At 55.6% G+C, this 14347-nt stretch carries 10 protein-coding genes; all 10 read right to left on the bottom strand.

The features are described from left to right. Positions 1-13: 13 nt before the first annotated feature. The 10 genes from AB7M29_RS10130 to AB7M29_RS10085 all read right to left on the bottom strand — a co-directional run bounded on the left by AB7M29_RS10130 (position 14) and on the right by AB7M29_RS10085 (position 14339). A complete protein-coding gene (locus AB7M29_RS10130; RefSeq protein ID WP_454246795.1) occupies positions 14-439 on the bottom strand; it encodes a hypothetical protein in 426 nt (141 codons plus the stop codon). Continuing rightward, positions 426-665 carry a hypothetical protein gene (locus AB7M29_RS10125; RefSeq protein WP_454246794.1) on the bottom strand — a complete coding sequence of 80 codons (240 nt, stop codon included), beginning with the start codon at positions 663-665 and terminating at the stop codon, positions 426-428. Before AB7M29_RS10125 ends, AB7M29_RS10130 begins: the two co-directional genes overlap by 14 nt. Before the next feature lie 277 nt (positions 666-942). Beyond that, a complete protein-coding gene (locus tag AB7M29_RS10120; protein ID WP_454246793.1) occupies positions 943-1458 on the bottom strand; it encodes a hypothetical protein in 516 nt (171 codons plus the stop codon). A gap of 1083 nt (positions 1459-2541) precedes the next feature. Continuing rightward, a complete protein-coding gene (locus AB7M29_RS10115; protein WP_454246792.1) occupies positions 2542-3000 on the bottom strand; it encodes a hypothetical protein in 459 nt (152 codons plus the stop codon). After that, positions 3001-3369 carry a hypothetical protein gene (locus AB7M29_RS10110; protein WP_454246791.1) on the bottom strand — a complete coding sequence of 123 codons (369 nt, stop codon included), beginning with the start codon at positions 3367-3369 and terminating at the stop codon, positions 3001-3003. It abuts the gene before it with no gap. A gap of 15 nt (positions 3370-3384) precedes the next feature. Further along, a complete protein-coding gene (locus AB7M29_RS10105; RefSeq protein WP_454246790.1) occupies positions 3385-3693 on the bottom strand; it encodes a hypothetical protein in 309 nt (102 codons plus the stop codon). A 2-nt stretch (positions 3694-3695) separates the two neighbouring features. After that, the gene (locus AB7M29_RS10100; RefSeq protein WP_454246789.1) at positions 3696-4268 is read right to left on the bottom strand and encodes a hypothetical protein; all 573 of its coding nucleotides are present in this window, start codon (positions 4266-4268) and stop codon (positions 3696-3698) included. 43 nt (positions 4269-4311) lie between these two features. Next, positions 4312-4569 (bottom strand): hypothetical protein, encoded by a 258-nt coding sequence (locus AB7M29_RS10095; RefSeq protein WP_454246788.1) that lies wholly within the window; start codon positions 4567-4569, stop codon positions 4312-4314. 359 nt (positions 4570-4928) lie between these two features. After that, positions 4929-5381 carry a hypothetical protein gene (locus AB7M29_RS10090; protein WP_454246787.1) on the bottom strand — a complete coding sequence of 151 codons (453 nt, stop codon included), beginning with the start codon at positions 5379-5381 and terminating at the stop codon, positions 4929-4931. 3 nt (positions 5382-5384) lie between these two features. Then, entirely contained in the window at positions 5385-14339 is an 8955-nt protein-coding gene (locus AB7M29_RS10085) for a hemagglutinin repeat-containing protein (protein WP_454246786.1), read from the bottom strand. Positions 14340-14347 lie beyond the last annotated feature (8 nt).

Here is a 14347-nt window from a genome sequence, read left to right as displayed (position 1 = left end):
CCCCGCGCTCCTCTTAACTTACTTTCTTTACATGAACATATGTAACAAGACGACTGTTAGCGTCATAGCACACCGTCACCACTCGTCCATCAGTTAAAAACTCATAACCTGGGGTGGTAGGAGCGACACCAGGAATACGTATAGAGGGCACATCGCGCACGGGCTGGCCTAAGAAAGCAACTGAGTCTTCAACTGTCGTAATCCCACAGCATGCCTTCTTTGTTTCAACAGTAGCAGGGTAATACTCCCCAACCGCTTGGTAATAGACTCTGTAGGCTACGACAACTCCCTCGCTGCCAGCTTGGAAGTAAACGCCACTCCCTGGCAACTTCAAAAACTCATCATGCTCAACCTTAGTATATTCAACCAAAGGGAATGCATCTTTTAACTCCGCCAACAAACCAATTAACGGGCGACCTACATAATCATTTGGATTCATATTTAACACCCATCCCATCAAATAATTTTTTATTCAAACCATGAATTTCTTCACGAGTTTTTTCTATTTTACTCACTGACCAACCTTCGCTCCTCCAGACGGGGACCCAAGTATTTATATCCGCCTCAGCCGCTTTATAAAGATCGGAGCCATCCGATTTTATTTTCTCTTGACTATTTCTACCGCCAAAAGTTCTTGAGTCTGCCATATGACTACAGGTTTTCACGACAACACAATTAGTACTGTTGTGAAGGGATTTCTCAGGGACAGACCACATTTAATCGAGGGACACAGCCTCTTCCTTAGAAAATCGTGGTCCGTCCCTGAGGGACACAGCTTGAGGATTCACTGTGGGAACTCCCACATCATGGAGTTTGCCGAGCATGTCAATTTCATCGGAAATCGCTTGCGAATTCGTTCCGTATCCCAGCACACCTTCAGATTCCTGAAACATCAATGACACCAGTATAGCTAGCAACTAAGCGTATATGCTCAAGTTGCGCCTATGCCGGCGCGTTGTAAGAAACATCTCCCGAGTCGCGCCAAACTCCATTCGCAAAGCTCACTGGCCGCTGTGGATAACAAACCAGCAGCCCTTCGATGAACTGACAAAAAGACAAGTCAAGTCGCGTTATCCAACGCATATTGTCGACTTCCAACAATCGCCAGTTGTCTCCGCTGTCGAAACCGAAAGCAGTCCCGGTGCTATCCCAGCCGAACAGCCACACCTCGCCCTTCGCGCCCGGTTCATAGGGCCCGTCTTTATAAATTCCATCATCACGAAAGTAGTCTGCCGCAGCAGGATGCAACGTCGGTAGAATCGTCAACAGCGGCAGCGCACAGTCGTCCTCCTTGATCTCACCGTGCCCCCGTTCCTGCATAAAAGCAAAGTACTCGTCGGGAGCCGCCGGCCACTGCTGCCGCAGCATACTTACTTCATCTGAAGAAACAGGAGTCAGCCGCTCCAATAGCGCACGTCCCAGTGCATTAAAAGCTTCTAAATTTTCGTACATACTCATGGTAGCCTCGGGGGATGCTGCGGAAACGCTGTCGTAGTTGGACTTGCTGGGGCATGGACGCCACCTTGGTGAGCACTTCCACCCGGCACTGGATGCAAATTCCACCACTGGTTAGGTCCACCGTACTGCTGTGGTATCACATGGTGCGCTTGAAAATCCACACCACTCGCCGTTTTGGGCCATGTCAAACCAGTATTCAACTCCCACTCACGTTTGAGGTTATTCCGCTGGCTATTGTATTGACGCTGTAGGGCTTGATAGTCACTTCTCGGCGCGACATAAGAGTGATCAACCTGACGCAACTCATCCGCAAGTTGCGTGCGCTGATTAGAAGGCATCGACACACCTGAATGGTACTCGACGTCCCGGACCACCGCGCGGGCGTCACTCGAGATGCTCGTCCATGCGGATGTGGATGTTGCTATAAAATTCGCATCATTCGCTGCTGGTGCACCGCTCCCCACTACTTTGGTTTCACCAGACAGCAGTCCCGTCGCAGGTCCTTTTGCCCCTCCCCCAACTATTCCCCCCTTCACCCCTCCAGCAGCCCCCGAACCAACAACGTTCAGCGCCCCCGTCACAATATTGCCAGCTGCCGCCCACGTGTCTCCCTTATAGGCCTGAGTATTAGGGGACAGACCACACTTTTGCTTACCCATCAAAAAAATGTGGTCTGTCCCCTATTCCCCCTGCAACAGAAATTCATGTGCAGCAGATAAAGCGCTACGAGGCTGGTAGCTCCTTGCCTATAGCCGATGCACTGAAAAAAACTGGCTATCGCGCTGTACGTGACCTCGGACTTTTTGCTATTTGAAACCGACGAACGCGGGCCAGATGATCGCCTGCGCTACCAGTTCGAAGCGATTTTCACGCATGCCCATGGAAGAGCAAGAACTGCTACGTGGCCTGCTCGATGCGGTGATTGTGAAACACCAGGTAGCCGCGCCATTGCCCGTGCAGCAGGGCCAGAGACTAAAGGGAAAGAACAAGCGGGCGGCTAAATAAAAGCCAGGAAATCAAAAGCCAGATAAAACAACACCGGCGCGAGGCCGGTGCTGAGAGTAATACGCAACGATGAACCACTCACCAGACCTCATGAGTCTCCGCTCTATAGTTTTTTTCAATACGCTCAACAAGCAATGGCGCGCTGATAATTCCTTCTGTCGGATACTCCAGCTCATCAGGCCTAAAATCTCTTTCGAGTCGAAATGACTCTTTACCATCCCACAGCCAAAGAGAACCACCCGGCCCGCCATTCCTGGAACGGAACATAGGAAACACTTGTAAACTTTCGGGAACCGGGACATTTGCCACAACGGACAGGAGGCCTTGATTTACCGCACTTTGAACAACAAAAAATGCAGAAAATTGTGGCTCGCCATTAACCACAACCGAAAAATCTTTTGGTTGTTCATTGTGAAATTCTGGGAAAACACGAATCAAAAAACCAAACTCTGGGTGCTTGTGAGTAACTTGAGCATATGCAACACCCTGCGAGGTTAATACCTGCAAGATGTCGCCCAGCTTTATCTTCTTAGCCATTTAAAATCCTTCATATCCTGCTTTCTTCAGCAGTTCAGCGCCACGAATCAAACCTTGCTCATACTTAGTTTGGTTTTTAACCGAAGATATTGAGTTGATCTTGTTGATTAACGTGCCGCCATCTTTTCCAAGGCCATGGTAATCGATCAGTGTTTGCTCAACTGCCCGTGCGTCAGCACGAGAAATATTGTCAAGCCCTCTGATTTTTGAAATCACTATACCTTTTCCTCTGAGATGAGCTTGACCACGCTTAACTATGTCGTCGATTACTCCAACATAACGAGTCACGCCATCAACAACACAGTTATAAACACAAGTCTTTCCGCCTATAGAAGCAACCTCATCTGCGCCTTTTGCACCGAATGGCACTCAAACAAGCGGACCTTACGACTTGGTAGCCGCATTCAAACGAAGACTTTTTATCACTGGGCTTTCGCCTCCGGTTACTTCTATTTTAAATTCGGCATAAGCCGTCTCAAGATCATCATACTTCCGTAGACCACCCTCGGTAAAATTATATGCCCCTGGAACGTCCCGCCATTCAATGGGAGCCACAATTTTTCCTGTACAAGCATCGTTGATCAATTTTGACAGCGCATCAAACAAATCGCTGACCTCGGCATCAACAGACGAATATTGAGCAAGAAGTTGCTCCAATTTCTCTGCGCTCTTGGCTAGTAGTACTTGATCCATTTTCAGTCTCCTTTAATTTTCAATGTTCCTATGTGCGTTGGGAGTGACCACGGGCCACGATTTGGCACAACATATTGTATCGCGCCGCCAGGTCTTGATACCAACCCTCCAAGCTCAGTCGTCGGAGCAACTTTGCTCACAAAGACGGTCGCCGGACCACTTGGAGAAATCTGATAAATATCATACAACTGCGCCTCACTCCTTACAGGTAAACCAAAATAATCAGCAAGGCTATACCCAGATTTTGAAGCTGCATCTAGATCAGCCGCTGTCGTGAAAAATGGCGAATATGGGGAAACCGTCTGCCCTTGAGGAACAATCTTAACCAACGGTGAATTTGTAGTTAGCAGTTCCGGCTTACCTGATCCAGACCCCAACTGGTCTACTGCCCGTGCATATATTTTGCTTATGTCGGCGGTTGGGTCAGCGGCGCTAAGCTCCCTTAAAAGCTGCTGTCCTTGGAATGTGGACAAATAGCTATCAGCAGTTCCTCGATCAACGCCATACGTCTTGAACGTGCTGAAGCTATCAATCTCTGCCGTGTGCGTTGTACGAAGCGTATCGAGGTCAGGCACCACATCTTTTGCACCAACCAAAGAGCCGAAAAATTACAAAACACTAACGCCCTTGACCACGCCTTCTGTTGATAGCATCCAAAAGCAGTTCTAGCTCAAGGCCATAACTATTCGGCTCAAAGCTCTCCTCTATGCCATTCATCAGGAACTCATTGAAAATCAACTCGCATAGCTCGTCTATTTCACTTGACGATAATGAACCATGAAGTAATTTCTCAGCTAGTTCCAGTTGGAGCTCTCCCGCTAGAAAGCACAACGCAACTAAAAGCTGCCATTGGGCGCTTGTTAAGACCCTGTTCATTTTCCAGTCCCCTAAGACGATTTCCCCCAACCGGTGACCACTTCACCTTCAGCATTGACCACTATGACTGCATCCGTCCCCGTATACCTAAATGTTGGACCGTACTTTGAAGGGACATATTAAATTTTTAGAGGGCTAGACCAAGCACTACTGAGTGCAGACGGGCTAACACCAATGCCGCCATCCCTTCCTGCAAATTGCTCCAATGCGTGATTTGAATAGCTAGTGATCTGTGTAGGTGCCCTTTCTCCGGCCGCCTGTTCAGCAACCATTTGCATTTTGAGTCTAGCAGCATTAGCTGCACTGCTTGCTCCTGAGTCAGGAATAGAGGGAATGCCTTTTGCACCGAGTAGTGAATATTAATCAATCGACTCGATCTGGAAAACCAAAGTAGAAAAGTCGACTACCTCAGTGCCGCCACTACACTCCAATTTTGTTATGCAACCCTCCTCACTTATTACAATTCCTGCGTTCCCAACCCAAGCCTGCACGATATCGTTCACACGCCATACATTCCAGACCTTTAGTTCGCAAGCTTTTTTGGACACCACCGTAAAAAAAACTGACTCCGGGCTAGTATCAGCCCATAAAATTATTTCAGAGTGACGCTGGTTATTTACTTCTAGCTCGCCCTTTACCACTTTTAAACGCAGTCCAGACACCAGCTGTTTAGATGATTTCAACCTTCGAGCCAAGAATCTGCTTCGGCCTGCCCTAATCTTTTTTTGAAAAATCGGGTGCGCAAGCCCCTCAGCAACTTCAATAGGAGCCCCTCGAGTCCGCTGAAAAATTGAAGACAGTGTTTCCGTCATTTATCAATATCCTGGCTTTCGGTAAGGATCGACAGCGGCGTGATCTTGCGGCCAACGAGGAACAAAGTCTTTCCCTCCATCCCGAGCAGGAATGGGTTCGTGACTCAACTCCATAGACTCAACTCCACCTTTATCCGCGTTATATCGCTGCGGTGCGAGCCCTTTACTCATTCGATCAAGGTTCTCTGATCCATATGTACTCGCAGCATCGGGAGCAGATGCCTCGTTTTTCCAAAACCTAGACCGGACAGCAGACCAAGAAGGGTCGTTACCTTTAGCCGTTTGATTATAAACATCATCACCAACCTTCCATCCATTCTTCACGGGCGGACTGTCGATCTGGGCAGGTGCTTTTGCACCTTTAACAGAGGCCCACGCTGCTCCCAACATCGTCATCGCATTGTCTATCAGATGCTGCGTACCCTTGGCAATCTCCCGCTCTACCTCATTGCTGTAGTCCAGAGGTACTCCAACAACCTCATTGCCCACACCGTCAACATGAAAAAGCTGCTTTCCGAAGTCGATAATGCCGTTTACGGAGTCACTAGGGTAATTCACGATCCCTTTACCCAAGCCGCCAAGAGCAGTACTGCGCGTGGCGTCCCATATCTCGCTTTCTTTTTGAGACTGGGTTTTGCTTGACGCGGCGCTCAACATCGCCTGCTGCTCGTTTGTAAACTGGCTCCATGTGTGGCCGTACATCCCGGCGTTTTCGTAAGCATCTTTGCCGCCCGGCGCAAACATCAACATCACGCGTCCGTTTTCGTCGACAAATGTGTCTGCCTGGGAGCGTAGAAAGACGACCGCACCGGTATCAACCATTGCATGGTCGGTAGCGAAGTCCTTGTCGACATTCTGCTGAGCCTGGGCAAGCAGTCTGGCTTCCGCCTCCTGGACGGAAATATCCTGATCTTTGGCAAACTTACCGGCTAGCGCCTTTATTCTATTGACCTCGATGGCATGTAACTGGCGGTTATAGAGGTCAACCGAGGCCGCGGCGCTGCCCGCAACCACCGCGCCGCTGACTCCGTTTCCTGTACCAAGCGCAGCCCCCAAACCCGTCGCAATTAGCGTGGCCAGCGCGTTTTGCTCTTTCTCATTCAGCGAGCTACCACTTAGCGCTTCACTGATGGTTGGCATCAGTGCCGCAGACGCGCCAGCCCCAAGCGCACCACTTTCCACATTGCCGCTGGACAACCCTATCGCGGCGCCCGCCAACGCGTGCAACAAGATGCGTGCCGCGCCGCCCTCAGCCCACGCGGCTTTGGTGGTGCTATCGATGCCCTTTCTATTTTTCTGAGCGTCGGCAAACGTACCGATCCTGTTGGAAATATCACTGGACGATATGTTGGCTACAATCCCAACCGCAGTCCCGCCCGTTGCACCGCCCAAGCCGACGGCGATCAGGCCAGAAGCGATATCGGCCATCATTTTTTTATCGCCACCGACCTGCCAACTCTTGGCCTCCGCGAACGCAGCGTCGGCTGCCCGAGCTGTTTCAGCGGCGTCAGACGAACCCGCGTCGGTCCGGGCATCGGCCTGCCTGCGTAATTTCTGCGCCTCATTCATCTTGGCTTCAGCGACCATATTGATCACGCTGCCAGACAACTGCGCCGAGCTTTGGATCAGGTCGATCCGCTCCTGCATCGCCTTCTCGTCAGGCCGATCAATATGTTTGTTGGCGTTGGTGGTGTCGCGACTCAAGCCGACAAGATCGTTCGTCCCGGCAGCATCACGCACGGTGATGGTTCCTGGGCTGACTGCGCTGCGGGTTTTACTGCTGTCGGAATCCGTGAGCATCAACGGTATCGTTCCGCCGACGCCGGAGCGGGCGTCGTCAAATCCTGCGGTGGCACCGGAGTAACTCAGGCTCGCGGCCTGGCTTTTGATATCGCTTTTGTTTTTGATGTCACTGACCAACAACCGACCAGTGCTGAGATAGTTTTTGTCGACGTTGGCTTCACTGGCAATCACTGCGCCCTGAAGCGTGGTGTTTTTGCCAACGTTGATGTCGTAGCCACCCTTGCCCGCAAATAAGCCGGTCTGATCGGTGACACCCCGGTAATCGCTGTTCATTTTGCTGCCAGCAAGTTCGGCAGAGCCCGATACCATCGACCCCAGGCAGAACGGAGGCACACAAATACTCACGCCCGCGCCACCGCTGGTTTGTTTGTTCTTCTGGCTTGCCTCGTCCTGGCGCGAGGCGATATTCAGGTTGCCACCGATATCCGCCTTGATAGCATCAGCCCGCACTTGAGCGCCCGTCAGCGTGGTGTCCTGACCACTTTTTAGAACCAGAAGCCCCGTGTCTACCGTGCTGTTGACTTGGGTGACGTCATGACCGGTACCCATGCCCTTGGCCATTTTTGCACCAAGGTCGAGGGTGAAACCGAACTGCTCACCAATGTTGAAACTGGCGCCGATGCTGGTCTTGTTGGTGGTGTTCTGGTTATCCCAGTTTCTTCGATCCTGAGCACTTTCCAGGGTGATGTTGTTTTTCGCTAGCAACAGGGTGTCGTTGGCCTTGATGCTGCTGCCAATAACATGGATATCGCCTTTGGTAGCCGGCGCGTTGCCAGTGGCGACGATGGCCAGGCTGCCACCGCTGTTGAGCGTCGATTGTTTGACTGTTTCGGCGTTGTATTCGCTGGTGCTTTTCTTGCGTGTAGAAGCCAGTTCGGTACCAATCTTGATCACAGAGCCTTTGCTGTTAGCGGGCCTGCCGTCCGACTCATTGGCCGCGCTGTCATCGCCGCTCATTGCGTTGTAGGTCGAAAGCAACGCCTGCGCGGCTTTAACTGCCTTCAAGCGGCTGTCATCGGCCTGTTGCGCGGCCCGTACGTCATTACGGATGCTCTTGACAGTATCGACCACCATCCCGCCGATCACGCGGCCCACGGCCAAGCTTTTGGAGCTGTCCTTGCTGGTCTGGTTCGCCGTTTCAGTCCCGGCAGCGATGGTGACATCAGCGCCATTCAAGGACATGTCCTTGGTACTGACCAAATCACTGGCCACCACACTCAACTCGCGCCCAGCCGTCAGCGTCACATTGCCGGCACTGGAGCCGATTGTGCTGCCGGTAAGCGTGACTTCAGTAGCGGTGCCGTTGTGCTTCTGGCTGTTGATAAACAGGTGCTGGTTGCCAGTCATGTCATCCACGCCCAGCTTGTTACCGGTCAGCACACCGGTCAGGTCGCGATTCTTTTCCTTGTGCATATCGGTGCGCGAGAAGGTGTTCTGCGCCGCATCGATGGTCAGATCGCGCCCGGCCTGGACCGCCAAATCACCAGTACTGACCAGGGACGAGCCCGTCACTTTCACATCTTGGCCGCCCGCGACGGTGACCGTCTCGCCTGAGACCATGCTGCCCACCGCAGTGGTGCGTGTCTCGTCGACCTTGTCCTGGACTTTGCTCGACTTGAACCCACCCCAGCTGCTTTTGCTCTCCTTACGCTCATGGCGGGCGCTGTCGGAGTCGCTCACGGCAAGAACCTGTACGTCCTTGCCCGCGACCAATTGCGCCGCACCTTTCTCGGCGGTCACGGCGCTACCCGCCAGCAGCAGATTTTCACCCGCCACCAGCGTGCTGTTGCCACCGGAACTGACCAGGCTGCCCACATGGGTGGTGCTGTCCGTTTCATCCAAGCGGAATTTCTTGCCTGACGAGGTCTTCTTGGTCTTGCTATAGAAGCTGTAGTCCTGATCTGCAGCCGCCTTGAGATCAAGGTTTTTACCCGCTACCAGATAGGCTTCACCCCCGGCATTGACCGTACTCGCCACCAGCGCCAAATCCTGCCCAGCGCTCAACGTCACATCCCCACCCGCTTTGAGCGTGGTGGACACCTGCTGGACATGATCCTCGATGCTCTTGACCTTCTTGCTCTTGCCATACGAATGCTGTTCATCCGCCGCCGACGCCAGGGTCAGGTCGCCGACAGCGCTCATGCCCAAATCACGCTTGGCCTCGATCTGGCTAGCAACCACTTTGAGATCGCCGCCCGCAGTGGCCTGAAGATCCCGCCCGGCAGTCACGCTGGAGCCATGCTGAGTGATGTTCGAATCGCGATGATTGGCGCCGCGCGTATTGCTGTCCGATTGCTCGGCGGCGGTGATCTTCAGATCCCGGGCAGCGCGCAATGTGGTGTCGTTGCCGCTCTTGAGCACGCCACCGATGTTGGCGATGTCCCGTCCGGCACCCAGCGTCAGATCATTGCTCGCCTCGATCCGCGCCGCGTTGTCGGCAAAGTCGCGTTGTTCGGTCTTGTAGCCGGTGCTGCTGGCGTGGCGGGTGATGGTGCGTTCATTGCTCACGTCACCGGCCAGGGCGACGACGTTGACATCCCGCCCAGCAATAATGCCGCCGGCCCGGTTAGTGAGGTTATTGCTCACCAGCGCCTCAAGCCGATTACCCGCTTCCAGCAAGCCGCTGTTGACCAGGCTGTCGTTAGCGGTGGCCCTCAGGTTGCTGGAGGCGCGCAGGGTGCCGGCGTTGTTCAGGTTTTTACCGGCGATCAGGCTCACATCAGCGCCCTGGATCAACGCACCATTGGCCGCCAGGCGGTTGTTGGTCTGGGCCATGTACAACACCGGTACCAGAACCTGTTCGTTGTTCACGGTCCGGGTTTCCATCCAGACGATATCGTGGGTCAGGGCCGCAACCTGTTCGGCGGTCAGAGTGACACCCAGGGACAGGTGGAGGGCGTCCTTGCTGGCGATGGCGTTGTTCATCAGGTACTTGAACATGCCGTCGTCTGAGGTCTGGCCGTCGAGGAAGCGTTGGCCGGTGCGGGCGATCACCGCCTGTTGGATCAGCCGCTGTTCGTAGAAACCGTCACCCAGGCGCTTGGCGGCGAGGTCCGGATCGTAGCCCAGGTTTTTCAGCAGGTAGTCCGAGCTCATGAACTGGCGCATGTCGGTCAGCGCCGGGTTGGTCTCGATCAGGTACTTGTGCGGATTGGACCTCATCGAACGGTCAGCCAGCCCGCGCACCTGCAGCAGGCCGGCGCCCCGGGTCGGCGTGGTCGAGCCGTCGCCGCTCATGCGGAACAGGCCGTTTTGCCCGGTTGGCAAGTCAAAACCCGGCAAGGCCAGCGGATCGACCTGCTGTTGGGTCAGGTTCGGGGCTAGCTGCCGATTGACGCTGATGCGGGTCGAGAAGGCATTGTCGGACTGGGTGTCGGTACGCGGCCCGGCGCCGACGTAGTTGTAGCCGCCACGCACGACGCGGTTGTCGGCGTTGCCCTGGGTGCGGATATCGACCGCGCCGCCAGCCTGGATAATGGCCGCGTAGGTCTGGCTATCGGTGGAGGCCGTTTGAGTGCGAAGCGAAGGGATTTCGCGCTCGGTCATGCCGATGAAGCGGCTCATCGCCGCTTCGAGGCCTCCCAGGTCGTTGGCGTTGTAACCGGGGCTCTGCAGCCAGTATTTGTTGGTGAAGTCATTCGCGGCGGCGCGCCAGCCACGCGGGTGGCGCGTGCGTTCGGACATGAAGGTGCGCGAGGTTTCGGTCTCGCCGGTTTCGATGCCGATGTTGTTCAAGCTGACGAGATTGGCGGTCAATGCGCCGCCGACGCCGATGCTGCTGCTCCGGTTGGTCAGGGTGTCGCCCTGGATATCCAGGTTGCCGCCGGTGGTGATGCTGGACGCGGCGCTGGCCGCGGTGACTTCGAACTTATCGCGCTGAATGATCTGCCAGACGTGGTTTACCTTGGGGCCGTCGCAATCACCGGCATTGACCCCTCCGATGCAGGCCACTTCCCTGATCGAGGCGGTGTAGATGCCAGCATCGTTGGTGGTCAAGACCTCGCGGACGTTGTCGATGGTGCTGGCCGCCAGACGCATATTGCCGTCGCTTTGCAGCGAGCCGGAGCTGTTGAGGATGCTGCGGGCGCGGGTGCCGAGGCCGTCGCGATCAATGCTCAGATCACCCAGGCTGTAGATATCGGCATAACGATTAGTCAGGCTATCGACACGCAGGCTTGTATTGCCGCCGCTGAAGATCAATCCGTGTTCGTTGAGCAGGGCGCCGGTCGATACGCCAAGCGCCTCGGCACTGCCCAGCGTGCCGTAGTTGTTGATCGTGGCGGCAGTGACGCTCATGTCCGCCGCCGAGGTCAGCCGACCGTAGCTGTTGAGGACGCCATCGACCACGACGGTTGTGCTGCCGCCGCCAGCGATACTGCCGCTCGCCTCCAGATTGATCAGCGCGGCCTTGATCCCCAGGACACCCAGGCTGCTCAAGCGGCCGCTACCTGCATATTCGCCGGTCAGTTGCAGGTCGATAACTCCATCGCTGCCGATCAGGCCATCAACACGCCAATTGATGCCACGGCCTTCCATGCCATTGGTACTGAGCAACTGGCCAGTGGCGGTCTGGGTCAACTGGTTGACATGAACGACCAGATGCCCGGCCTGGATCGAGGTGCTGTTGGTCCAGCTGTCGGCCTTCACGTTCAAGGTGCCGTAGGTCACCAGGCGGCCACCGGCCTGCCCCAGGTTGGCCTGGCTGATGCCAAAGAGTCCCAAGCCGGTGTGCAACAGGTTGCCACCCACGTTCTGGACACTGCCCGCACCTAAACCAACATCATTACTGGCGGTTTCCAGGGTGCCGTCGCTGTTATCGAACAGACCTCCAATGTTGAACACCGTCATGCTGTTCTTGCCCAAGGTGCGCAGTTGACCTTTCCGGTTGCTCAGGCTGGCGGCGAGAATATCCAGGCTGTCCTGGCTTTCGATGATGCCCGCGTTGTTGTTCAGTGCGCCCGAAAGGTCAAAGTCGATGCGATTGGCACTGACCTGCCCGCCGCCGCTGTTGTCCATGTCCCGGCCAATGACCTGGACCTTGCCCGTGGCATATATACCGCCGTTGCGATTATTGATATCCGCAGCCGCGTTGGTGATCACGACATCGCCGGCTTGTGCGGCCAGGCGCCCGCCGTCGTTGAACAGCCCAGCCAAGGCTTTGATGTTCAGCCCTTGAGCCTGGATCGTGCCGCCCTGACGGTTCACGTCATAGCCGTTTTTCAGCACACCCGTGGCCCGCGCCTCCAGCGCGGCCTTGACGCTGGACAGCACGCCACCCCGGTTGTCCAGGTTGGTCGCGAAGACATTCAGGTTGGCGTCCTGAGCGATGATGCTGCCGCTCTGGTTATCGATATCGCCCGAGACATCCACGGTTACCAGGCCCTTGCCTTGCAGCGTGCCCCTGGCGTTGTCCAGGCTGGCGGCCTTGAGCTCGACGCCGGCACTGCGGCTGGCGATCAGGCCTTGGTCAGCGTTATTGACCTTGCCGGTCGCCGTGACCACCAGCTTGCCATTGGCGGCGACGGTGCCTTTGCTGCGGTTGTCCAGGCTGGCGGTGCGCACGGTCACGATGCCTTGGCTGGACAACTCGCCGCCCTGGTTGTTGATCGCGCCCGCGTTGGTGATGTCGAGGTTTTTACCGGCCATGACCAGGCCAGTCAGGTTGTCCAGGCTGCCGAGGACCAGGGTCGCGCTGTTCAGGCTCGAGAGTTCACCTGCATTGTTTTCCAGATGGCCCAGGTTGGCAGTCAGAAGGCCCTGGCTATTGATCAGGCCGCCCCGGCTATTGAGGACTTGATCGGCGCTCAGGTGCAGTTCGGTGTTACCCAGGATCCGGCCTTTATTGCGGTTATCCACAACATTGCCGGTGACGGTGGTCTTGCGCTGTCCACTGAGCGTACCGCCCTGGTTGTTCAGCGCCGCAGTGGTCGTGACATTCAGGTCGCGACTGGCGATGACGGTTTTGCCGCCATTGTTCAGTTGCTTGGCAGTGAGGGTGACATCACCCGTGGTATTGCGGCTGTTATCGGCGTTGACCCCGGCTTCGATGATGCCGTTGTTGCTCAGCTTACCGCCGCTGTCCAGGTGAATGCTGTCGCGCGCCACCAAGTTGTTCTGGCTGGTCAGGTCGCCCTGTGTCTTCACGTCCAAGCGGCTACCGGCGTACACTTGCCCCTGCGTTTCCAGGCTTTTGGCCTTGATGTCGATGGCACCGGCAGCAGCCGTCTGCGCCAGGCTCAAATGCCCATTGGCATCCAGCTGAATATCCCCCCCACTGGCGACCATCTTGCCGTCCAGCTTCACGCCAACCCCGGCCTCGGTGCCCACCAGTTTGATCGCGCCAGCGTACATACCGCCCAAGGCAGAGGAATCGATAGCCAGTTCTGGTTTCGCACTGCCGTCATCGGCGCGGGCGGTGGCATCGAGGGTATTGGCATTGACGTCGTTGCGCCCGGCCACGATGGTCAGGTTCTTGGCCTGGATCTCGGCATTGATCCTGGCGCTGCGGGTGATGATTTCGAAGCGGTCGACGTTGTTGGCGTTCAGACCCGCACCTTCAATCGCGACACTGCCCTGGTCCACCTGATAGCGACCCACCTGGCCGTTTTCGATGATCGGTTTGCCCGTGGTCAGGGTCGCCTTTGGGGTATTGATAAACCCGCAGCCATTGCAGGTGATGCCATAGGGGTTGGCGACGATGACGTGGGCCGACTGCCCTGCCACTTCGGTGTAGCCGCGCAACTGGCTGGGATTGCCGCCGTTGACTTCGTTGAGGATGGTTTGCGCGGCGGTGCCGTTGAGGTTCGGGTTACCGAGGATGATCCCGCCCAGTTGTGTGGGCTGGGCGGTATTGGTGGCGTTGTTGAGGATCACGCCGTTGCTGCCGACGTTGTAGTCCTTGAACTGGTTGTGAGACAGGCCGCTGCCGTTGGGCTTGGCGATGTTGACGATGGGCACGCCATTGCCGGCCTGGCCGAGGCTGGTGCCCGGCGCGCTGACCACGATGCCATCCGCCTGGGCCCACATCGGCTGCCAGAACATGACATTGGCCAACAGGAACGCCAGGCCGCGCTTGGGCATGCCCCAGAAGTGCTCGCGTTTTTTGACCGCAGCAGAGGGCTGGCCAGCGAGGAAGGCGTAGTGGCGAACGTCCATGATCGAAT

This window comes from Pseudomonas sp. F-14 TE3623, assembly GCF_053629015.1.
This window is presented reverse-complemented; position numbering and strand designations above follow the sequence as displayed.